Source organism: Halomicrobium sp. HArcht3-1 (assembly GCF_058933345.1).
The window spans coordinates 1-22,192 of sequence record NZ_JBZYDM010000016.1 but is presented as its reverse complement, the minus strand read 5'-3'; the positions used below and the strand labels follow the sequence as shown (position 1 = coordinate 22,192).

General features: G+C 65.4%; 20 protein-coding genes. 10 read left to right on the top strand and 10 right to left on the bottom strand.

Features of this window, described 5'->3' with window-relative positions; translation table 11 throughout:
• Positions 1–158 precede the first annotated feature (158 nt).
• Entirely contained in the window at positions 159–536 is a 378-nt protein-coding gene (locus AC5FRW_RS18470; RefSeq protein WP_493569934.1) for a RidA family protein, read from the top strand.
• Between the two features lie 74 nt (positions 537–610).
• Here AC5FRW_RS18470 and nagZ read toward each other — a convergent pair whose 3' ends face one another.
• The 3 genes from nagZ to AC5FRW_RS18455 all read right to left on the bottom strand — a co-directional run bounded on the left by nagZ (position 611) and on the right by AC5FRW_RS18455 (position 4,301).
• Complete coding sequence (nagZ, locus tag AC5FRW_RS18465) at positions 611–2,188, bottom strand: beta-N-acetylhexosaminidase (protein ID WP_493569933.1); 1,578 nt, start codon at positions 2,186–2,188, stop codon at positions 611–613.
• 131 nt (positions 2,189–2,319) lie between these two features.
• Positions 2,320–3,324 carry a GNAT family N-acetyltransferase gene (locus tag AC5FRW_RS18460; RefSeq protein ID WP_493569932.1) on the bottom strand — a complete coding sequence of 335 codons (1,005 nt, stop codon included), beginning with the start codon at positions 3,322–3,324 and terminating at the stop codon, positions 2,320–2,322.
• A 62-nt stretch (positions 3,325–3,386) separates the two neighbouring features.
• Positions 3,387–4,301 (bottom strand): polysaccharide deacetylase family protein, encoded by a 915-nt coding sequence (locus AC5FRW_RS18455; RefSeq protein WP_493569931.1) that lies wholly within the window; start codon positions 4,299–4,301, stop codon positions 3,387–3,389.
• A 421-nt stretch (positions 4,302–4,722) separates the two neighbouring features.
• On the opposite strand from AC5FRW_RS18455, the gene dapA reads away from it, so the two are divergent.
• The 7 genes from dapA to AC5FRW_RS18420 all read left to right on the top strand — a co-directional run bounded on the left by dapA (position 4,723) and on the right by AC5FRW_RS18420 (position 10,770).
• Positions 4,723–5,649, top strand: a complete 927-nt coding sequence (gene dapA, locus AC5FRW_RS18450; RefSeq protein ID WP_493569930.1) for a 4-hydroxy-tetrahydrodipicolinate synthase — start codon at positions 4,723–4,725, stop codon at positions 5,647–5,649.
• A gap of 14 nt (positions 5,650–5,663) precedes the next feature.
• On the top strand, positions 5,664–6,422 hold the full coding sequence (gene dapB, locus AC5FRW_RS18445) for a 4-hydroxy-tetrahydrodipicolinate reductase (RefSeq protein WP_493569974.1): 759 nt from the start codon (positions 5,664–5,666) through the stop codon (positions 6,420–6,422).
• Between the two features lie 84 nt (positions 6,423–6,506).
• The gene (locus AC5FRW_RS18440; protein ID WP_493569929.1) at positions 6,507–7,337 is read left to right on the top strand and encodes a 2,3,4,5-tetrahydropyridine-2,6-dicarboxylate N-succinyltransferase; all 831 of its coding nucleotides are present in this window, start codon (positions 6,507–6,509) and stop codon (positions 7,335–7,337) included.
• Positions 7,338–7,719: 382 nt separating this feature from the next.
• Positions 7,720–7,968, top strand: a complete 249-nt coding sequence (locus AC5FRW_RS18435) for an antitoxin VapB family protein (protein WP_493569928.1) — start codon at positions 7,720–7,722, stop codon at positions 7,966–7,968.
• The gene (locus AC5FRW_RS18430) at positions 7,965–8,354 is read left to right on the top strand and encodes a PIN domain-containing protein (protein WP_493569927.1); all 390 of its coding nucleotides are present in this window, start codon (positions 7,965–7,967) and stop codon (positions 8,352–8,354) included. The genes AC5FRW_RS18435 and AC5FRW_RS18430 overlap by 4 nt, the downstream gene beginning before the upstream one ends.
• Before the next feature lie 53 nt (positions 8,355–8,407).
• Positions 8,408–9,661: a diaminopimelate decarboxylase gene (gene lysA, locus AC5FRW_RS18425; RefSeq protein WP_493569926.1), complete on the top strand. Its 1,254-nt coding sequence runs from the start codon at positions 8,408–8,410 to the stop codon at positions 9,659–9,661.
• A 5-nt stretch (positions 9,662–9,666) separates the two neighbouring features.
• Entirely contained in the window at positions 9,667–10,770 is a 1,104-nt protein-coding gene (locus AC5FRW_RS18420; RefSeq protein ID WP_493569925.1) for a M20 family metallopeptidase, read from the top strand.
• 3 nt (positions 10,771–10,773) lie between these two features.
• Here the strand turns inward: AC5FRW_RS18420 and AC5FRW_RS18415 are convergent, their stop codons facing one another.
• The 3 genes from AC5FRW_RS18415 to AC5FRW_RS18405 form a co-directional block, all read right to left on the bottom strand.
• Positions 10,774–11,391, bottom strand: coding sequence for a phosphoribosyltransferase (locus tag AC5FRW_RS18415; protein WP_493569924.1), 618 nt, complete (start codon positions 11,389–11,391; stop codon positions 10,774–10,776).
• Between the two features lie 153 nt (positions 11,392–11,544).
• A complete protein-coding gene (locus tag AC5FRW_RS18410) occupies positions 11,545–13,353 on the bottom strand; it encodes an L-aspartate oxidase (RefSeq protein ID WP_493569923.1) in 1,809 nt (602 codons plus the stop codon).
• Positions 13,354–13,451: 98 nt separating this feature from the next.
• On the bottom strand, positions 13,452–14,780 hold the full coding sequence (locus AC5FRW_RS18405; RefSeq protein WP_493569922.1) for an MFS transporter: 1,329 nt from the start codon (positions 14,778–14,780) through the stop codon (positions 13,452–13,454).
• 291 nt (positions 14,781–15,071) lie between these two features.
• Between AC5FRW_RS18405 and AC5FRW_RS18400 the strand changes: the two genes are divergently transcribed.
• Positions 15,072–17,135, top strand: a complete 2,064-nt coding sequence (locus AC5FRW_RS18400) for a right-handed parallel beta-helix repeat-containing protein (RefSeq protein WP_493569921.1) — start codon at positions 15,072–15,074, stop codon at positions 17,133–17,135.
• 29 nt (positions 17,136–17,164) lie between these two features.
• On the opposite strand, the gene purB is transcribed toward AC5FRW_RS18400, so the two are convergent.
• The 3 genes from purB to AC5FRW_RS18385 are packed head-to-tail and all read right to left on the bottom strand — an operon-like array spanning position 17,165 to position 20,289.
• The gene (gene purB / locus AC5FRW_RS18395) at positions 17,165–18,547 is read right to left on the bottom strand and encodes an adenylosuccinate lyase (protein WP_493569920.1); all 1,383 of its coding nucleotides are present in this window, start codon (positions 18,545–18,547) and stop codon (positions 17,165–17,167) included.
• Between the two features lie 38 nt (positions 18,548–18,585).
• The gene (locus tag AC5FRW_RS18390) at positions 18,586–19,683 is read right to left on the bottom strand and encodes a PrsW family intramembrane metalloprotease (protein WP_493569919.1); all 1,098 of its coding nucleotides are present in this window, start codon (positions 19,681–19,683) and stop codon (positions 18,586–18,588) included.
• Positions 19,684–19,725: 42 nt separating this feature from the next.
• Positions 19,726–20,289: a hypothetical protein gene (locus AC5FRW_RS18385; RefSeq protein WP_493569918.1), complete on the bottom strand. Its 564-nt coding sequence runs from the start codon at positions 20,287–20,289 to the stop codon at positions 19,726–19,728.
• A 130-nt stretch (positions 20,290–20,419) separates the two neighbouring features.
• Here AC5FRW_RS18385 and purH point away from each other — a divergent pair, with 130 nt between their 5' ends.
• A complete protein-coding gene (gene purH, locus AC5FRW_RS18380) occupies positions 20,420–22,030 on the top strand; it encodes a bifunctional phosphoribosylaminoimidazolecarboxamide formyltransferase/IMP cyclohydrolase (protein ID WP_493569917.1) in 1,611 nt (536 codons plus the stop codon).
• Positions 22,031–22,073: 43 nt separating this feature from the next.
• Here the strand turns inward: purH and AC5FRW_RS18375 are convergent.
• Positions 22,074–22,192, bottom strand: a 119-nt coding sequence (locus AC5FRW_RS18375) for an integrase core domain-containing protein (RefSeq protein WP_493569381.1), incomplete at its 5' end; no start/stop codon positions are given.

Genomic DNA, 22,192 nt, shown 5'->3' with positions numbered 1-22,192 from the left:
CATATAACTTGTTACCCTGAAGTAGTCCCGTGGGTTGTTTCTTTCCAGTAAACCAGTAGAGAATTGAGGGCACATAACAGTGTAATGGTTCTGTTATACGGCCCGTGTAGTCAGTGCGATTCGGTAATCTTTATCCGCCCCTTTCGAGAACGACGCCTATGGAAGAACTATCGACCGACGACGCACCGGCAAGTATCGGCCCGTTCTCGCAAGGAGTCCGTGACGGCGACACCGTCTACGTCTCCGGGCAGGGACCGATCGACCCCGAGAGCGGTGACGTGGTCAGTCAGGACGTGCAGGAACAGACTGAACGAACCCTCGAAAACATCGAAGCCGTCCTCGAAGCGGCGGACCTCTCGCTCGACGACGTGGTGAAGACGACCGTCTTCGTCAACGACATGCGCTACTACGACGCCGTCAACGAAATCTACGGCGACTACATGTCCGAACCGTACCCCGCCCGCAGTGCGGTCGAAGTGGTGAAACTGCCCGTCGACATCAAAGTCGAGATCGAAGCGATCGCGAGCGTCGAGTAACGACGACATTGCTCACGGGTCACTCCGTTCCCCGTTCGCAGTTCTGGCGGCCCTTCCCTTCGGTCAGCGCCGCCCTATTTTTCGAAGCCCGGCACCGTCACCGGTAGCGTGCCGCTCGCGGTGCGGTCGCCGGCCAGTATTTCGGCCGTCACAGACAGCGTCGCGGGCGTGTAGTCGTACGTCGAGAGCGCCGTCGACACGTCGGGGAAGGCACCCAGATCGTAGGGATTGCGGAGGACGAGCGCGACGAAGTCGTCGACGGTCTCGTCTAGCTGCTCGACCGCACGTACCTGTTCGTCGTCGCCAGCGGCGTTGTACGCTGCGAGCGCGACCTGTTCGTCGCGCTCGAACACAGGCACGTCGTCCGCCGTCTCGACCTCGTGGTGTCGCACGTCGAAGCCCGCCTCGTCGAGGGCGTCGGCGACGAGTGCCGGTTCGTAGCGGTCGTCCTCCGCGGGCGAGGCGCGCCCGCCGGGGAAGCCGACGAGGTGGAGCGGCCGGTCCGTCTCGAACGGGACTGTCCCGTCGTCCGCTGCGAGCGTGATGCCGGCCGCCGCGACCTTGCGCCCCGTCTCGCGCGAGCGGTCGGCCGTCGCTTCCCAGCGCTCGCCCGACGGCGTCTCCGACCCGATCGAACGCTGTTCCTTGTAGTCGAGGATTCGCTCGACGGCGTCGTCGATGCGGGACTCGTCGATGCGGCCCGACTCGACGGCCTCGATGACCGCTTCGACGGACGCTTTCTGCGTCTCGGGGGTGTGACACACCAGCAGCAGGTCACAGCCGGCTTCGATCGCCTGCACACAGCCCTCCGGTGTTCCCATCGAGCCGGCGATGGCGTTCATCTCCATGCCGTCGGTGACGACCAGCCCATCGAAGCCGAGTTCGTCGCGCAGCAGGTCCGTCTGAACTGCTTTCGAGACCGTCGCCGGAATCTCGTCGTCGCCCGTGATCGTCGGGAACGAGACGTGCGTCGTCATGATCGAGTCGATGCCCTCGTCGATGGCGTACTGGAAGGGAGCGAGTTCGACGGCGTCGAGACGCTCGCGGTCGTGGTCGACGACCGGGAGTTCGAGGTGGGAGTCGGCGCTCGTGTCGCCGTGGCCCGGGAAGTGCTTCCCGCAGGCCAGCACGTCCACGTCCTGCATGCCGGCCGCCATCGACGCACCGAGTTCGCCGACCATCTCGGGGTCCTCGCCGAACGACCGGACGCCGATCACGGGGTTCTCGGGGTTGTTGTTCACGTCGAGCACCGGTGTCAGATCGAAGTTGACACCGATCGAGCGCAGTTCCGCACCGACGGCACCGCCGGCCTCGCGGGCCAGCGCTGCGTCGCCGCTCGCGCCCATGCTCATCTGTGCTGGCAGTTCCGTTCCCCAGTCGATGCGCGAGACGACGCCACCCTCCTGATCACCGGTGACGAACAGCGGGATGCCGGGGCCGTCCTCCATCGCGAGTGACTGCAGTTCCGCGCTCAGGGCAGCCACCTGTGCGGGCGTGTCGATATTTCGGCTGAAGTAGATGACGTTGCCACACTCGTAGTCGGTGATAAGTTCCCGGAGATCGTCTGTCGGTTCGTATCCGTCGAAGCCGACGGTGAACAACTGTCCGACCTTCGTCGCCAGGTCGAGTTCGGTCACGTCTGGAAGCGACATGCTCACTCATTCTCGGGGCCATCCTCGTAGTTCTATCGGCGTGATCGAGATGATTTCACAGTGGTGGACGAAATGAAATTTGTGCCGAATCTTCTCCATCTATTGAATCACACGACAGTGTATGGGTAGTGTTACCGTTTTAGCGTGCTGTAGGTCGCTTTGGCGACGTCCATCCCGATGCTGTCGGACTCGACGATGTAGTAGGGGATCAGTTCGGCCCCGAACTTCGATTTGTACCGACAGAGCCGTTCGGTGTTGGCGCCCATCAGGTCGTACCCAGTCACCGACGCGAGCGTCTCGTCTTCGATGATGTCTTCGATGATCCGCCAGTGGACGAGACTGTTGACACTGACGCCCTCGTACGTGCTCTTGGTCCCGCCCTGCCAGAAGTAGCCCGCGTCCGGTGAGTACAGTGCGGTGATCCCGCCGACGAACTCCCCATCGGGGTCACGCGCGACGTACGGCCGAGCATGCTCACCGAGGGCCGTCACGAGGTCACGGACGAAGTCCCACTCCACCGGGAAGGCTCGGTCCTGCTCTTCGTAGCGCTGGCGCGTAGCGTCGTAGATCTGTCGAGCGCCGTCGAGTCCCTCGATGCTGACGGTCAGGTCGAGGTCCTTCGCCGATCGAATCTCGCGGCGCAAACCACTGGAAAACGCCGCCATCGTCTCGTCGGCCGTCGTCGATTCGAGGTCTAGCAGATAGGTAAACTGCGTCGTCAGATCGTAGTCGGCCCAGACGTACGGCCGTGGGTCGAGATACTGGCTGTTACAGATCATCCGAAACAGCGACAGCGAACCGCCGATGTCGATCTCGTCTAAGACCTCCTCGGTGAACGTCTGATTGACCGATTCGCGTTTTCGCTGTTTCGGACTGGTCGGCATCACTACCGGACCGAGCCGTGGCACGTTCATCGACGGCGGCGGCGAGGTGACTGTCGTCCCCACCAGCTTCGAGCTCGTGACGACGGGAAGCAGTCCGATCGGCTGCTGTCCCTTGAATCCCCCGTACAGTTCTAGCTCTCCGTCGACGTGCTCGCCAAGCACGTTGAGCGCCGCTGGCTGGTGAAATAGTTCGATCCCCGAGTCCGGCAGCGCACTGGCCCACTCGTCGATATCGAGATGTTCGATCTGCATCTATCTCATCGGATAGGCCGCCGGTTCCGGCTTAGTTATCGTCCGCCTAGGCACCGAGATCGTCACTGTGTCGCGCGGTCGGTCTCTGCAGCGACTTCTCGCTTGTCGGTGGCGGCCCACCGGTCGTAGAGGTCGCCCGGCGGGCCGACCCAGGCACCCATATCCAGCGCACACTCGATCAGGTCCCTGTAGAGTTCGGTGTATCCCTCGTAATCGTCGCTGAAGTATCGCGGGTGCCAGAGCGCGGTCATCACGCCCTCGTGATCCAGCGCCTCGTCCAGTAGCTGTCGACACGCCTTCCACGCGAGGTCGTACTCGTCGCCGGGGTTCGGCAGCGAACACTCCATCAGCGTCGTTGGAAAGACGGCGAAGTGGTCGTCGAACGGCCGAAACGGGTGATAGCCGTTCTGGAACCCGAACTCGGCGGACGATCCGGGCGAGGCGTCGTACTGGAGACCGGTCGAACGCTGGTAGCGCCACGTCGCCGGTCGGTCGAGGTTGAGATAGTGCTGGCGACCGCCGGTCACGTCCTGCCCGAGTGCCTCCTCCAGCCAGCGCTTCTCGCGTTTGAGCATCGCTGGCTCACGATAGGATTCGTAGGACCCGTGTAACCCGACCTCCCAGCCCTGCTCGTCGAGGTGCGAGACGAGGGCTTCGATGTCTGGATCACCCAGATCGTATCGGCCGGCGTACAGCCGCCAGCTTTCTATGTCTGTCCACTCCGTGATCGAGCGGTCACGAAAGAGTGACTGCTCGGAGAGGAAGTAAAACGCCGATGTCACCCCGAGTGATTCTTCCAGCGAGACGATGTCCTCGAAAGTCCAGTACGGATTCCGCCACGGAAGGAGGTCCAGCAGATGCGATGGATCGCGTTCCGCGAGCGTGTAGTAGATCGACTGGTATGTCTTGTACGGGCGGTCGACATCGTGCGTGAGACAGAGCGCGAAACTGGCGTCGTCGGGCACCCATTCACTCATGCGTCCCCTCCCACCGCAGGTCGGCGCCCCGGTTCGCGGATGGTCGTGACAGCCCCATCGTCAGCATCCGACGTGTTCCCGTTCGTTGAGTCGCTGCCATCTGTGTTGCACTCCTAAGAAGTGCCGACGACGGCATTGTTATGGACCGCTTACGACGACGGCACGCCCGCCCCGTCGTGCGATCTTCGTCCACGACCGGGACGACACCGGCAAACACAACGCATAAGTCGATTCACGGACCGGTATTGCGTATGCGACCGGACACGACTGGCCTCGCCGTTTCGATCTGCCGAGTGTCCGCGCCACCGAAGAAGCGCAAGCGCCCGTTCTAGCGACTCGCGGCGGGCCTGGCGCTCCCGTCTCGGGTCGGACTCCTTTTCCACTCTGGCACCGACCGAACGAGCAACCGACCACACACCACATGACACAGATCGACCTCACCGGCGTGTTCCCTGCGATCCCCACGCCCTTTAACGACGACGACGAACGCAGCATCGACTTCGAGACACTCCGTGCGGACGCCCAACGGCTCGAAACCGCTGGCGTCGACGGCATCGTTCCCGCCGGCTCGACCGGCGAATCCGCCACGATGACCCACGACGAGCACATCGAGGTCGTCGAGGCGGTCATCGACGCCGTCGACGACGTGCCGGTCATCGCCGGCACGGGCAGCAACAACACCCGCGAAGCGCTCTCGCTCTCTCAGCGGGCGGCCGACGCCGGCGCGGACGCGCTCCTCCTGATCTCGCCGTACTACAACAAGCCAGAACAGCGCGGGCTGGTCGACCACTACCGGACTATCGCCGACGCCGTGGACTGCCCCCAGATCGTCTACAACGTCCCGTCCCGGACGGGCCAGAACATCGCACCGGACACCGCCGTCGAACTGGCGAGTCACGAACACATCGCGGGATTCAAGGCTGCGAGCGGCGACATGAACCAGATCTCAGAGATCGTCGAACGAACGCGCGACGAGGACTTCGCGGTGCTTTCCGGCGACGACGGCATGACCCTGCCGCTGCTCTCGGTCGGTGGACACGGCTGTATCAGCGTCACCGCCAACATCGAGCCGGAACGGACCTGCGCGATGGTCGGCGCGGCCGTCGCCGGCGACTACGAGCGCGCCCGCACGCTGCACCACGAACTCGGCCCGCTCTTCCGGGCGCTGTTCGTCGAGACCAACCCCATCCCGGTCAAGGAGGCGATGCGCATCCGCGGGTACGGCCCGGCGCACATGCGCCAGCCCCTGACGCGACTCTCGGAGGAACACATCGATGACCTCGAAGCCGTGCTGGCCGATCTGGCCGACGAGGACCTCGAAGCGGAGTACGAGGCGGTCGAACGATGAGCGGCGACGGAGCGATGACCCGGATCGCGGTCTGCGGTGCGACGGGTCGCTCGGGCAGCGCGGTCGTCGAGACTGGGCAGGGCCGCGACGACATCGAGGTCGTCGTCGGGTTCGCCAGTGAACGCGGCGAGACTGCTGGCGTCCCCCTCCGACCGACCAGCGAGGCCGCCGAAATGATCGCCGAGTTCGATGTCGACGCCGTGGTCGACTTCTCGACGCCGGCCGCGACGCTCGCCGTCCTCGACGCCTGTGTCGAGGCGGGCGTTCCCCACGTCGTCGCGACGACGGGCTTCGACGACGACGAACTCGCCCGGCTCCGCGAGTCGAGCGAGTCGATCCCGATGCTGAAGGCCACCAACTTCTCGCGTGGCATTCAGGTCCTCCTGCGAACGGTCCGGGAAGCCGTCGGCGCGCTCCCGGGCTACGATCTGGAACTGCTGGAGAGCCACCACAACGGCAAAGTCGATGCGCCCTCCGGGACGGCCAACACCATCCTCGAAACCGTGCAGGCCGAACGCGACGTGGAACCGGTGTACGGACGCGAGGGACACGCCCCCCGCGCCGAAGACGAGATCGGCGTGTTCGCCCGCCGTGCCGGCGACATCCGCGGCGAACACGAACTCGTCCTTGCAGACAACGACGAAGTACTGTCGCTCTCCCATCGCGCCGAGGATCGGGGCGTCTTCGCCGCCGGCGCGCTCGACGCCGCGACGTGGCTCGTGGGTCGGGACCCCGGCTGGTACGACTTCGCCGAGGTCATCGACGACGCCTGATCGCCCGTCGTCGTTTCTGCTCGCGACCGCCGAGCGATCCGAAACCCAGTGACGATATATCCCCGGAGGCGCAACGCCGTCGTAATGAGTCTTCAATCCGACGTGCAGGACCTCTGGGCACGAAAGCAGGACGGCCTCACAGCAGCGGACGCGACCGACGACCACCTCGCGACACTCGAAGAGTTCCTCGCTGCACTCGAAGCCGGCGAGATCCGCGCCGCAGAGCAATCCGGCGGCGAGTGGGAAGCGAACGCGTGGGTCAAGCAGGGTATCCTCCTGAACTTCGGACTGCGCGAGACCGAGGCGCGCGAGCACGGCGGCGTCACCTACCACGACGTGCTCCCGCTGCGCGAGACTGCCGACCTGAACGAGCGTGGCACCCGGAACACGCCCGACGGCACCGTCATCCGCCGGGGGGCCTACATCGGCGGCGACGCCATCCTCATGTCCCCGGCGTTCGTCAACATCGGCGCGTACGTCGGCGACGGCACCCTCGTCGACTCCTGTGACACCGTGGGATCGGCCGCACAGATCGGCGACAACGTCAAACTCGGCGCGAACACACTCATCGGCGGTGTCCTCGAACCGGTCGAGAGCACGCCCGTCATCGTCGAGGACGGCGTCTCGCTGGGTGCTGGCTGCCGGGTGACGAGCGGATTCGTCGTCGGCGAGAACTCCATCGTCGGCGAGAACACGCTGCTCACGCCGCGCATCCCGATCTACGACCTCGTCGAGGAGGAGATCATCTACGGCGAACTCCCGCCGGAACGACGTGCCTTCACGCGCTTCGTCGAATCGAGTGTCAGCGACCACGACCTGTTCGAGGGCGGCGCGTACAAGCCCGCCGTGGTCGCGACGGACGTGGAAGAAGAGACGCTCGAAGCGACCGAGCGAGAAGACGCGCTGCGAGAATAGTCGGAGCAGACTCGCAGTGTTCAGATAAGCAACCCCAGTCTCGGACTTGGAGACACCGAAAGCCCTCGGCACGCTCTGGGATTCTGTGGCGGATATCCTCACTTCGTTCGGATAGTGCCGCCGCAGAATCCCAGAGCGCGCCTCGCCCTTTCATCCGCCAGGAGTCGGCTGTTCAGCCGTCTATACCCTGGTGGATGAAAGGGCGAGCGTCGTTGCGGGAACCCCGACGACGCAAGCACGCGAAGCGCGCGCAGCGAGTCGCGGGACCGCAACGACGCGAGGGCTTTCGGTGCCTTGTCCTGACTTCTCTCGATCTCTTATCTGAACACTACCAGCAGACTCGGCCGAGTCTTTTTCTGTGTACGTGCACGTACACAGACGTATGGGTACGAAGACCATCTCACTGGCAGACGACGCCTACGAGAAGCTCAAGGCCCACAAACGCGAGGGAGAGAGCTTCAGCGATGTCGTTCGACGGCTCGCAGGTGGTGTGACGCTGGCCGAGTACCACGGTGTCCTCGACGATGGGACCGCGGACGAACTCGCAGACATCGTCGACCAGCGTAGTCAGGACCGGGCGGCGGAACATCGTTCGCGGATCGGCGAACTGGCCGACGAGTTCGATCGATGATCCTGGATTCGACGTTTCTCATCGACGTATTGCGTGGGGACGGGAGCGTCGCCGAACTGATCGAGGACATCGACGCGTCGGGGACGGCGTTCGTGAGTTCGGTCACGGTGATGGAACTCACAGAGTGCGTGCACCTCGCCGACGCCTCCGAACAAGAACGAGCCGCCGTACACGAGTTACTGACAGACCTGATCGAACTTCCGTTCGACCGCGACTGTGCGATGCGTGCGGGTCGCATCAATGCGGACCTCGTGTCGGCTGGTGAGCGCATCGATGTGGCCGACGTGATGATCGCCGCGACGGCGCTCGACCACGAGCAGGCGGTCGTCACCCGCAACGTCGACCACTTCGATCGGATCGAGGGTCTCGACGTGGTGTCGTACTGATCGGCCCGACCGAAACAGAACCCTTGTTATCGCCCGTCACCGTGTTGGAGTCAATGAGTCACGACTCGCCCCCGGTCCGGCGGCTGGCGGACTGGGACCACGATCGTCTCGAACGGCTGGCGACCGAGCACGGCACGCCGCTCTACGTCCTCGACGTCGACCGCGTCAAAGAGAATTACCGGCGCTTCTCGGCGGCGTTCCCCGATGCACACGTCATGTACGCGGCGAAGGCCCACACCGGCCGCGCCGTCCTCTCGGGGCTGCTCGACGCCGGCGCGGACATCGAGTGTGCCGCCGCGGGCGAACTGAAGCGCGCCATCGACGCCGGTGCTGATCCGAACACGCTCCAGTACACCGCCGTCAATCCGCCGTCGCAGGACCTCGATTACGCCGTCGAACTGGCGGCCGACAATCCGGGGCTGACGATCACCGGCGGCGCACGAGACACCTTCGACCGCCTCGAAGACCGGGGGTACGACGGCCGCGTCGCCATCCGAATCAACCCCGGCATCGGGACGGGCCACCACGAGAAGGTCGCGACGGGCAAGGACGCGAAGTTCGGCATTCCCTACGACGACGTGCCCGAACTGGCCGCGGAGTTGCGCGAGCGATTCGATCTGGTCGGTCTCCACGCACACATGGGCAGTGGCGTCCTGCGAGACGATCTGGACGATCACTGTCGCGCCATCGGGAAGGTCGCCGATCTGGCTCGCGACGTGGGCGACGACGCCCTCGAATTCGTCGACTTCGGCGGGGGCTTTGGCGTCCCCTACCACGAGGAGACCGAGCCACTGGACATGGCAGCCGTCGGCGAGAACGTCCGTGAGGCCGTCGGCGATCTGGGCGCTCAGATCAAACTCGAACCGGGTCGGTACGTCGTCGCCGACGCCGAACTGATCCTCACGGAAGTGAACACGATCAAGGAAGCGCCCGGGACGACCGTCGTCGGCGTCGACGCCTCGCTGGCGACGCTGATCCGGCCCGCGATGTTCGACTCCTATCACCCGATCCGCAACGTCAGTGCGCCCGACCGCGGCGACCACCCGGTCGCCATCGGCGGGCCGTGCTGTACGAGCGCCGACGTGTTCGCGACGGACCGGCCGATCGCCCGCCCCGAGCGTCGGGACTTGCTTGCGATCGGCAACGCCGGGGCCTACGGCTACGAACTCGCCAATCAGTTCCACTCCCAGCCCCGGCCGGCCGAAGTCGCCATCGAGGACGATGCAGTCCGCGTCGTCCGGCGTCGCGAGACGATGGCCGACGTGGTCCGTGTCGAGGACGAGGCCGGCGACGGGTCGTCGGAGTAGCCACTATGACCGATTTCGACATCGATGCCTTCCACCGTGAGGCCATCGAGACACCCTCACACGACGGGGTCGAGGAGATGCGTGCGTTCCTCGTCGAGACGCTCGAAGCGGCCGGTCACGAGGTCACCGTCGACGAAGCCGGGAACGTGCTGGCCCACCGTGGCGCAGGCGCGACCGAGGCGAGCAGCGCCGCTACACACCTCGTCCTGAACACCCACATCGACACCGTCCCACCGCACGTCCCCTACCGGAGCGACCCGGACGCGGACGTGGTGTGGGGTCGCGGGGCCTGTGACGCCAAGGGACCACTGGCCGCGCTGCTCGCTGCCTTCCTTCGGGCCGACATTGGCGACGGCAGACTGACGCTCGCGATCACGCCCGACGAGGAGACCCTCCAGACCGGCGCGGGCCACCTGAAAGAGACACTCTCGGCCGACGGCTACATCGTCGGCGAGCCAACCGATCTGGACGTGTGTACGGCCGCCCGCGGCCAGTTCGAGGGGACCGTGACGATCCGCGGCGAGAGCGCCCACGCCTCCGATCCGGCCGACGGCCTGAACGCCATCCGGGCCGCTGCGCCGATCATGCAGGCGATGGAGTCCTACAACGACCGACACGGCCCCGGGGAGCACGACACCCTCGGCGTCCCGACGCTCACGCCGTCGATGATCGAGGGCGGCGAGGCACCGAACCAGATTCCCGGCGAGTGTACGATCACCTTCGACCGGCGCAGCGTCCCGCCCGAGCGCAGCGACGAGTTCGCGCCGAAACTACAGGCGCATCTCCAGCAGTGGCTTCCCGAGGGCATGACCGTCGAGGTGTCGCTCGTCCGCCCGGACACGCCCTTCCCCGAGGCGTTCGAGACCGACGAGGACGCCGAACTCGTTCAGACGCTCGCTTCCGAAAGCGACGGTGGGATTCGGCCCTTCGGTGCTGCGACGGAGGCCGCCCACTTCGCGCCCGACGCGCCGACGGTCGTGTTCGGTCCCGGCGTGCTGGCCGACGAGGAGGGCGCTGTCGCTCACAGCGAGCGCGAGTACGTCCACCGTTCGGCGATCCACACCGCCGCCGAGGCGGTCGAGGCGACTGTCGAGCAGTTGCTCCGGTAGCGACTACGACAGATACGTCATCGCTTCTTCGTCACTGACCTGTGCGAAGTTCCGGTAGTACGCGCCGACGGCCCGGAACGCTGCCGGTGTCTCTACGCAGACGACGGCGTCAGCACTCGCCGCGATGTCCTCGACCGTCTCGCGCGGGCCGACCGGAACGCCGACGAGGATCTGTTCCGGGTCTGTGGCACGCACACGGGCGAGACAGGCACGCATCGTTGCGCCGGTGGCGATGCCGTCGTCGACGACGGCGACGCGCTCGCCCCGCAGTTCGGGGAGTGGGGCGTCGCGGTACCGCTTTGCCTTCTGGCTGGCTGCCTCGCTGATGCGGTCGCGCTCGGACTCGACGTACGCCTCGCTGACGCCGAGCTGTGCGATCAGGTCGTCGTTGCGCCAGATGCTCCCGTCCTCGGCGACGGCAGCGAGCGCCAGTTCGGGGTTGTTCGGTGCACCGATCTTCTTCGCGACGACTATGTCGAGCGGCGCGTCGAACCGATCGGCGACGGCCCGACCGAGCGGAAGGCCGCCCCGGGGGATCGCCAGCACGATCGTCGGTTCGAGGTCCCGGGCGGCGAAGGCGTCGGCCAGTTGCTCGCCCGCGTCGGTCCGGTCGCGGAACATACCCGAGGGTAGGGCTGCCAGTCACTTGACCGCTGGTGCTAGCCTTGGCGTCGGGATCGCTGCCGGTCACGGACCGGACTGTCCTCATACTACTTGTGAAGAATGTCGCGACCCGGGGTCGCGAATGTCTTGCAACAGTTACAGCCGGCAGTATCACTCTAGCTGGTGATAGTCCAGTTCGTACTCCCCGTCGAGGGCGTTCTGGACTTGCGGGCTGGGCAGGTCGACGGCGTGGAAATCGAGGCGCATCGAACCCACGTCGTCGCGCCCGTAGACGATGTTGCGTTGCCACGACTCGTCGATGTCCGGGCGGTCCCGCCGATAGTGTGCACCGCGGGACTCCGTGCGTTCGAGCGCCCCGCGAAGGACCGCTTCGGCGACGGTGAGCGAGAACCCCACGTCGAGGGCGTACTCGAACGAGCGACTCGTCCGGTCGCCGACGGCCATCTCGCTGGCTCGCTCGCGGAGTCTCGCGAGTCTGTCGAGGCCGGCCTGAAGCCCGTCCTCGTCGCGGATGATCCCGGCGCTGGCTTCGAGACAGTCCCGGAGGTCGCTGAGCAACGCTTCGGGGTCGTGCTCGCCCGTTCGGTCGGTCAGGGCTTCGAGGTCGGCGAACTGCGCATCGGCCAGTTCGACCAGTCGTGCACGGTCTCGCCCGGGGAGTCGCTCGCTTTCGATTCGGTCGGCGATTGCCTCCCCGGCCACGCGGCCGTAGGCGACCGTCTCGGCCAGCGAGTTCCCGCCGAGGCGGTTCGCACCGTGGACGCCCGCCATCGTCTCGCCGATGGCGTACAGCCCGTCGATGTCGGTCTCGCCGGTCTCGTCGACCAGCACGCCACCCATGCCGTAGTGGGCGGTCGGTGCGACCTCGACCCGTTCGGTCGCGAAGTCGACGCCCAGATCCGCGAAGCGCTCGCACATCCGTGGCAGTCGCTCCTCGATGAAGGCCCGGTCCCTGTGGCTGATGTCGAGGTAGACGCCGCCGTTGTCGGTCCCGCGACCGGCCGCGACCTCGCTGGCGATGGCTCGGGCGACCACGTCGCGGGCGTCGAGTTCCATCTGGTCCGGGGAGTATCGCTCCATGAACCGCTCGCCGTCGGTGTTGTAGAGGCGACCACCCTCGCCACGGACCGCTTCCGTCACGAGACGGCCGGCCCACGGTGCCCACTTGGGGTCGGACTCGTCGACGGCCATCCCGGTGGGGTGGAACTGGACGAACTCCATGTCCATGAGGCGCGCGCCGGCCTCGTAGGCCAGTGCCGGCCCGTCGCCGTTGTTCTCTTCGTCCCGGGAGGAGTGGCGACTGTAGACGCTCGTGTAGCCGCCGGCCGCGAGGACGACCGTATCGGCCTCGAACAGGAGCAAGTGGCCGTCGTCCATGTCGTAGGCTGCCGCACCGAGGACCCGCCCGTCGTCGACGAGCAGCTGTGTCACCATCACGTTCTCGCGGTAGGGAATCCCGAGTTCCTGTGCGCGGCCGACCAGCGTCGCCATGATCGACTCGCCGGTGTGGTCACCCGCGAAGGCCGTCCGCCGGAACGACTGCGCGCCGAAGTAGCGCTGGTCGATGTCGCCCTCGGGCGTGCGCGAGAAAGCCATCCCCCAGTCGTCGAGTTCCCGGAGGCGGTCGGGCATCTCGCGCGTGACGGTCTCGACTTTCGCCGGGTCGTTGAGGAAGTGGCCCTCGTTGATCGTGTCGGCGGCATGGATCGTCCAGTCGTCCTCGGGGTCGTTGGTCCCGAGCGCACCGTTGATCCCACCACGAGCCCACGTCGTGTGTGCGTCACCGTGGTCTCGCTTCCCGATGACGAGCATCTCGTCGGTGTCGACGCCCCGCTGTGCGAGTTCGATCGCCGCGCGTGCCCCGGCGGCACCGGCACCGACGATCAGGGTCGACAGCTCGACGACCTCGTCCGCACGCTGTGTCTCCGCCGACGTGGCTGTGGCTGATTTATCTGTCATCTCGTACCCAGAAGTAGGGGCTGGACGCGTTTGAACCTTTGCCGAAATTCGGATTTTCAGGCGCTAAGACGGCTGATTCGCGTAGGGCTGCACACGTTTCAATCCTGTGCCGCCGGTCCCGTTTGTGCCCCAGTGTCCAGTGTGTCTTCGACCTCGGCGTAAGTCAGCACGAGCGCGAGTACCGCAAGCGCTGCGCCGAAAGTAAAGGGGGCGGCGAGACCGCCGAGGTTGTACAGCACCCCGGAGGCGAGCGGCCCGAGCGCGACGCCGAGACCGAACGACATCGTCAGCACCGACAGCGTCGTCCCCGACCCGCGGTCGGTCGCGAGGTCGCCGGCCAGCGCGAGCGCGGGCGCGAACACGAGCGCGACCGCGATGCCCTGTAAGAAGCGCGCGCCCAGCATCGTCCACGGATCGGTGACGACGCCCTGTGCGAACACCGACGGAATCAGGACGAGAAAGCCCGCGAGGATGAACGGCCGCCGGCCGTACTCGTCACAGGCCCGCCCGATCGGCACCTGAAAGACGACGTTGGCGATAACGACGGCGGCGAACTGCACCGAAAAGAGGAATGTCCCTTCGTCGAGTCGCCCGCGGATCGGCCCTTCGAGCGTGGCGAACAGGGCGATGGTCGTCGCCATGAAGAAGGTCCCGATCCCCAGCACGAACACGGGATCGAGACCGTTGCCCTCGCGGTCGAGGACGGCGACAGAGAGGTCCTTGCTCGCCTGATCGGCGACGGTCGGCGGGTCCTCGATCAGGACGGTCACGAGCGCGAAACTGACGATCGCACCCAGCACGGCGACTGCGAAGGCCGCGTTGAAGCCCGAGAACGACACGCCGGCGAGCGGGCCGAGCCACGCCGGGAGGACGTAGGTGACGGCGGTGTCGCCGCTCAGGCCCCCAGTGATGACGACCCCGGCGATGATCGGCCCGAAGCCAAAGCCGATCAGTCGGAAGGTGTTGAACACGCCGAAGTTCCCCCCGCGCTCGCGGTCGCTCCGTGCATAGTCGTTGACCAGCGCGACCGTCGCCGGGATGGTAAAGGCCGCACCGATCCCCTGCAGCGCACGCGCACCGAGAACGGCCCAGTAGCTCGTGACGAAGGGATAGGTCGCGCTGCCGACCGCGAAGATGCCGAGTCCGATCAGGACGAACACGCGCCTGCGGCCGGTCCGATCCGAGACCCGGCCGGTAAAGGGCTGGCCGAAGCTATTGAGCAGGCCAAAGAGCGAAAGAACGAGTCCGATCAGCGTCTCCTCGCGCAGGACGAACCCCAGCACCTCGGTGCCGGCGATACCCGACAGCGAGATCTGGCCGCTGGCGATGTACAGCGGCAGGACGATGATCAGGAAGGAGTTCCCGAGCGCGTCGGCCATGCGTGCGAACGCGAGCGTCAGAACGCGCCGGTCGGTACCGAGTACCATCTACTGTCCACTCGGTGTGGAGCATCCTGTGCGTTGTGTTCTCTCTCGATAGCCAGTGCTTCGTGACATGATTTCTCGTGGCCGCCCTCGTCGCTTCGATTTCGACGGCGTCTCGCTTGCTGGACCGTCGCCACGGAGTTACAGCCGTCTAATGCGTTGTTTTTTAACAGCTAGGGGTGACCTGAGAAGTAGTATGGAAACCCAACTCCGGCCGCAGTGGCCGAGACACGGCACGAACGCGGTATCGAACGGCCACCCGGTCAGGACCGACGACAGTTCGGAGCAGCGCCGATGACGGCCACGACGCGTTTCCTCAGCACCGTTTTCTCGGTACTGTTGCTCGTCTCGACGGTCGCGTTTGCGTTCTCGACCGGCGTGGCCGCCGGACCGAGCGTGGTGACTGCCACCTCGGACTCCGTCGCCGGCCAGCCAGCAGTTGCACAGACTACCGACGACGTGACGCCGATCACGGCGTGTACTGTGATCGATCAGCCGGGACGGTATCACCTCGCGAACAACATCTCGGGCAACGGTACCTGTATCGGGATCACCGCCAGCGACGTGGTCTTCGACGGGCAAGGCTACGCTATCAGCGACGCCGCCACGAACCACGAAGGGATCGGGATCGAGGTCAACGGTTCGGCGCGGCTCTCGAACGTCAGTATCAGGCAGGTCGTCCTCGACGGCTGGTACTGGAACAGCTTCGGCAAACAGGGCACCGGTCTCTCGATGACGGCCGTCGACGACGCCATCGTCTCGGACGTGACGGTCGTCGGCGGTGACTACGGCTTTCGTGTGACGAACGTCACCGACTCGACGTTCTCGAACAACGATCTGTCACAGACCGACGACGAGAGCCTCTACGTCGAAGCGGACTCGAATCGAAATCACTTCTTCGGCAACGAGATCACTCAATCTGATTCGCGCGGCATCCTGGTCCACAACTCACACGACAACACGTTCGACAGCAACGAGATTGCCGGCTCGGGCAGCGCGAACGTCCGACTGGCCTGGACTGCCAGCCGGAACACGTTCACGAACAACGAGATCCACTCGACGAGCTGGACCGAGGACTGCGTTACGATCTCACAGAGTGCCTCACACCTCTACTTCGCACACAACAACGTCTCCGGCTGTGCCGCCCACGGCGTCTCGATGTCGCAGGCCGGCACGAATCTCACGCTCGTGAACAACACGATCCGAGGCATCGACAACAACGGCATCCGCGTCAATCGTGCGACGAACATCACTATCCGGGACAACGATATCTCCGGGACGGGTGCTCACGGCATCAATCTCCAGCGCTCGTCCGGTCACGTCGTCCGAGCCAACAACATCAGCGATGTGGATCGGTTCGGCATCAATTTCTACGACGCCCACCGCTCGACAGCGTCGAAAAACCGGATCGACGCGGTCGGCAACGGCGGCGTACGGATGGTCAGCGGGTCGGCGAACAACACCGTCGTCGACAACACGGTCCTCTCGTACCCGCGATCACACACCATCACGTTCCCGACGGCGATCCGGCTCCGAACGGCAGACAACAATACGCTTGTGGACAATCGAATCGAGAACAGCTACCGGGGCATCGAGATCAACGATTCCGCGAACGGCAACACCCTGACGGACAACACGGTGTGGAACGCGGGCAGTTCGTCGTGGGCGTTCTTCACTGCGAACGCTCGCGGCACGACCGTCGAACGTCTGGGCGTCGATTCGCCCAGCACGACCAACGTGACGCTCTCTGCGAGCGCGTACAACGTCGCGATCAGTGCGAACGCGAGCGCGCCGAAGAACCCACACGCACTCCCGTCGGGACACTACTTCGATGCCGACGCACTCGGACAGCCGACGTTCCTCGACGTGCGGGTCCACTACGGGAACGATGTCGCATCGAGCGTCGACGAAGCTCAGCTGGCGCTGTGGACCCACGACGGGACTGGCTGGTCGGAAGTGACGACCTCGCGCGTCGACCCACGCGTCCCCAGCGTCGGCGCGAACCTCACGTCGTACTCGACGGTCGGCGTGTTCGCGACCCAGAGCGGTGACAGTCACACTGGCACGTCCACAGAAACGCCGACGGCAACGATCACGCCTACGCCCACAGAAACGCCGACGGCAACGATCACGCCTACGCCCACAGAAACGCCGACGGCAACGATCACGCCTACGCCCACAGAAACGCCGACGGCAACGATCACGCCTACGCCCACAGCGACCCCCACGTCAACGATCACGCCCACAGAAACGCCGACGGCGACCACCAGCGGGAGCGGTCCCGGATTCGGCCCGCTGACGACGCTGGCTGCTGCGGTGCTGGCCGGTCTGTTCGGCTGGCGACGACTCGACAGATAAGCGGTGGTCTCTGGGGGACTGCCCGTCGATCAGACTTCGTCGGTCAGCCTGTCGGCGACGCCAGTGTAGCCTGCAGGCGTCAGCGCGAGCAGTTCCTCACGAACCGACTCGCTCACGTCGAGGTCCTCGATCATCTCGTGGAAGTCGTCGATGGTGACGGACTTTCCGCGGGTGGCCTTCTTGACCTGTTCGTAGGCGTCGTCGTGGCCCTCCCGGCGGAGGATCGTCTGGACGGCTTCGCCGATGATCTCCGGGGTCGCGTCGAGGTCCTCGCGCATGACCTGTTCGTTGGGGACGACCTTGTCGAGACCGTTCTGGCACTTCTGGTAGGCGATGAGACAGTAGGCGAAGGCCGACCCGATGTTGCGCTTGACCGTCGAGTCCGAGAGGTCGCGCTGGAGTCGGGAGGTCGTGATGTAGTCGCCGAGGAAGACGAGGTCGGAGTTGGCCTTCGTGAGATTGCCCTCGCTGTTCTCGAAGTCGATCGGATTGACCTTGTGGGGCATCGTCGAGGACCCAGTCTCACCTTCGACGGCCTGCTGGCCGAGGTAGCGATCCGAGACGTAGAGCCAGATATCCAGATCGAGGTCGCGCAGGACGTTGTTGGCCCCGCGGAGCGCGTCGAAGACGGCTTCGAGGTCGTCACAGGGGTTGACCTGCGTCGTCAGAGGTTCGTGACAGAGACCCAGATCGCGGACGAACAGCCGAGCGAAGGCCGGCCAGTTCACGTCCGGGTAGGCGGCGTGGTGGGCGGCATAGGTACCGGAGGCCCCGGCCAGCTTCCCAGAGAGGTCCTCGGCGGCCGCTTCGATCCGGGCGATGGCTTTCCCGAGGCGGGCGGCGTAGACGGCCATCTCCTTGCCGAACGTCGTCGGCGTCGCGGGCTGGCCGTGCGTGCGAGCCAGCATCGGGAGGTCGTCGTACTCGTGGGCGAACGCGACGAGCTGGTCCCTGATCTCGCGCAGTTCCGGCACGAGAACCTCCTCGACGGCGGGCTTGACGAGCAGTCGATGCGCGAGATTGTTCACGTCCTCGCTGGTCAGTCCGAAGTGAATCCAGTTGGCCGCGTCCAGATCGTCGGGCTGGTGGAGTCGAATGAAGTACTCGATTGCCTTTACGTCGTGGTTCGTCGCGCTGTACTCCCCGTAGCCCTCGGTTTCGAGCTGTTTGACGACGCTCGCGTCATCGCTGTCGAACTCCTGGTAGAGTCCCCGAAGCTGTTCACGCTGTTCCGAATCGATCACCAGTGGCGTCTCGTCCAAGTCGGCCAGCGCCAGCAGGTATTCGACTTCGACTTCCACGCGGGCGCCCATTAGCGCCCGCTCGCTGGCGTACGGAACGAGCGACTCAGTGTACCGAGCATAGCGCCCGTCGAGCGGTGAAACGGCGTCGAGTGGTCCCCGGTCGGTCATGTCCGTGGATGTGCGAGGCCGGCGAAAAAGCGTGTCGATCAGTTCTCGCCGCTGTCCGGCTTCTCGTCGGCCGTTTCGGCATCTCCCTCGTCGGACTGCTCGATGGTGGCGTTCGGGGTCTCCGTCGTTCCCGTGGCATCGGTCGTCTCTTCGTCGACTGGGGCGTCGCCGACCGGTGCAGCGGCGGTATCCCCGCCCGCCCGTCTGTAGTACGAGCGGTAGCGCGAGAGCTTCCGATACAGCAGGTAGCCGACGACCCCGTCGAAGACGAGGACGAAGCCAAGCAGCGTCGCGACGTTCCAGACCGGCAGCACGGCCGGGAGCGTCGAGACCAGCGTGTTGTACGTGGCGTGGATCAGGACAGCGACGAGCAAGCCCTTCACCACGATGGGTCCCCTGTTGTCGGGGTTGAACTTCGCCAGTCCGAGGTAGTAGCCCGCGAACGCGGAGTACAGCACGTGGCCCGGCCCGACGAGTGCGCGACTCAGGGACGTGCCGATCGCCTGCTGGAGCTGTGCCAGATCACCCATGCTCGCGGCCTGCATGTAGCCCTGCGCGATGTAGAGGGTGTTCTCGATGGTCGCAAAGCCCAGTCCGGCGACGGCACCGTAGACCGCCCCGTCGATCACGGCGTCGAAGTGACCGGTTCCGTAGGCGTGGACGCGGATCGAGAGCCACTTGACGGTCTCTTCGATGGGACCGACGACGAGGAAGAAGAACAGTGCCGTCCCGACGACGGGAATCAGCTGAAAGAGACCGCCAAGCAGCGTGTTGACGAGTGCAGCGATCGCGGCAAAGAGTACCGAGAGGACGAACGTGACCGCCAGCGTATCGATCGGTTCCCGACGCGTCGGATCGCCGTACCAGACGTAGGCGACCAGCGCGACGGCGGGCACGGCAGAGAGCAGCGCGAGGATACCGAGCGCTGGTCGTCGGACGACGAGCAGTCCGGCGAAGCTCAACTGGACGACGAACAGAAAGAGGGCAAACAGGATCAACACCCAGCGCTTGCTCGCGTGCAACAGCCCGGCGAGCGACACTGCGACGCCGTCGAGTGCCGACCGGGGGTTCCAGTCGGCCACGTCGTAGAGGTCTTCGTCACTCAGCCCCTGCTGGACGGGGTCGCGATCCGACATGAACGTGCCAACGCCCCCCTCGGTGGAGTGATTTTTGTCACTTTATCGACTGATGGCACTCGGTTCGAGGTGGCCCGTCGGCTGCTCGGGAAAGCGCAGGAGATAGCCGCCGACGGCGAGCCACGCCAGTCCCAGCGGGAGTGCGAGCAGCGTCTGCAGCCCGCCACCGTCGCCAAAGCCCAGAAACAGGAGGGTTCCGACGACCAGCGCGACCCCGAGCCACGGCGGCGTCCGGCGCGCCCGCACCATTCCGACGGCGAGCAGGAGGGTGCCGCCGACGAGTCCGAGCACGCCGATGCCGACGATGGTCTGCGTGACGACGCTGTCGACCGACAGAGGCAGCGTCAGCCACTGGCCGACGGCGAAGACGAGACCGCCGAGCATCGCGATGCCGCTGCCCTCGCCGCCCGGAAACTGATAGATCCACGGGAGCCGAAAGACGATACCCAGCAGGCCGACCGCGAGGACGAACCCCGAGCCACCGACGAGCAGGCGGACGAGACCGTCGGTCTGTCCGCTGGTGAACATCGCCAGACACCAGCCGATCCAGCCAAGCCCACCCACTGCGAGCGTCGCCTGTGCCCATGGCCGCTCGTCGTCAGTCATATCTCGTCGCTGGGTCCCCCGCGGTGAAAACGTTACTGTCGGTGGCGCGCGCTCGCCTGCCGCCAGGTAGTGTCGATTGTGTCGACCCAACATCGCAATTACTTTGCGCGCCGCCCGCCCGGTCTCGACTATGAAAATCGCCGGTTTAGCCAGCAACCGTGGCCGGAATCTGATGAACATCGCGGACCGTGCGCCCGGTGGGGCCGAACTCGCCGTCGTCCTGACGAACGACGCCGACGCGCCCGTCCTCGACGCCGCCGAGGAGCGCGGCATTCCGACCGAAGTCGTCGAGCGCGACGACGAGGAGGAACGCGAGGCCCACGAGCTTCGTATCCTCGACGCCATCGAGGACTACGACTTCGAACTGGTGTGTCTGGACGGCTACATGCGAATCCTCACCGAGACCTTCCTCGGCGACGTGCCGACGACGATCAACGTCCACCCGTCGCTGCTGCCTGCCTTCCCCGGCATGGACGCCCACGAGCAGGTGCTGGACGCCGGCGTCAAGACCACTGGCTGTACCGTCCACGTCGTCGACGAGGAAGTGGACAACGGCCCCATCGTCACGCAGGAACCGATCCCCGTCTACGATGGCGACGACGTGTCCGATCTGAAAGAGCGCGTCCTCTACGAGGGCGAGTTCGCCGCGTACCCCCGTGCCGTCGAGTGGTTCGCCGAGGACCGCGTCACCATCGACTGGGACGACCACAGCGTCGACATCGAGGGTGACGACGGCGGCTCGTTCCCCGCTCGCCGTCTCGTCAGCAACGACCGCGCCGCCGACCTGCGGTACGGCGAGAACCCCCATCAGGACGCCGCCGTCTACGCTGACCGCACGACCGAGGAGGCCAGTGTCGTCCACGCCGACCAGCTAAACGAGGGGGCGAAAGCCCTGTCGTACAACAACTACAACGACGCCGATGGCGCGCTGAATCTGATCAAGGAGTTCGAGGAGCCAGCCGCCGCGGTCATCAAGCACACCAACCCCGCGGGCTGTGCGACGGGCGACTCCGTCGCCGACGCCTACGAGAAAGCTCTCTCGACGGACCCGATGAGCGCCTTCGGCGGCATCGTCGCCCTCAACCGCGAGTGCGACGCCGCCACCGCCGAGCAGATCATCGACTCCTTCAAGGAGGTCGTCGTCGCGCCCGGCTACACCGACGACGCGCTCGACGTGCTCTTCGAGAAGGAGAATCTCAGAGTGCTCGATGTCGGAGACGGCCGGACGGACGAGTCCGGGCGGCCGAGCAACTACGACGTGACCGAGGAACTCACCGAGAAGCCGCTGGTCGGGGGCCGACTCGTCCAGCAACGAGACACACAGTACCTCACGGCCGACGACCTCGAAGTCGTCACCGAGCGCGAGCCAACGGACGAGCAGATCGAGTCGATGCTGTTCGCGTGGCACACGCTCAAACACGTGAAATCGAACGGTATCCTCTTCGCCAAAGGGACGGAGACGGTCGGCATCGGCATGGGTCAGGTCTCCCGCGTCGACGCCGTCCGACTGGCCGCGATGAAGGCCGACGAGCACGCCGAAGGCAAGAACGCCGAGGGTGCCGTGATGGCCTCCGACGCCTTCTTCCCCTTCCCTGACGGCGTCGAGGAAGCCGCCAAGGCCGGCATCGAGGCGGTCATCCAGCCCGGCGGCTCGAAGAACGACGACATGGTGATCGAGGCCGCCAACGAACACGACATCGCGATGGTCATGACCGGCCAGCGGTCCTTTAGACACGACTGAAAGGAGTGTCTACAGTACGTCAGAACTCGTTCTGAGGCACTGTCTAGTTCTGGACCTCCTGAGCCGGCGTTCGTCCGTCGAGCGCTTGATTGGGTCGTTCGTGGTTGTAATGGTGTTTGAAGCGTTGTAACCACCGTCTGGCGCTGGATTGACTGCCCCGCC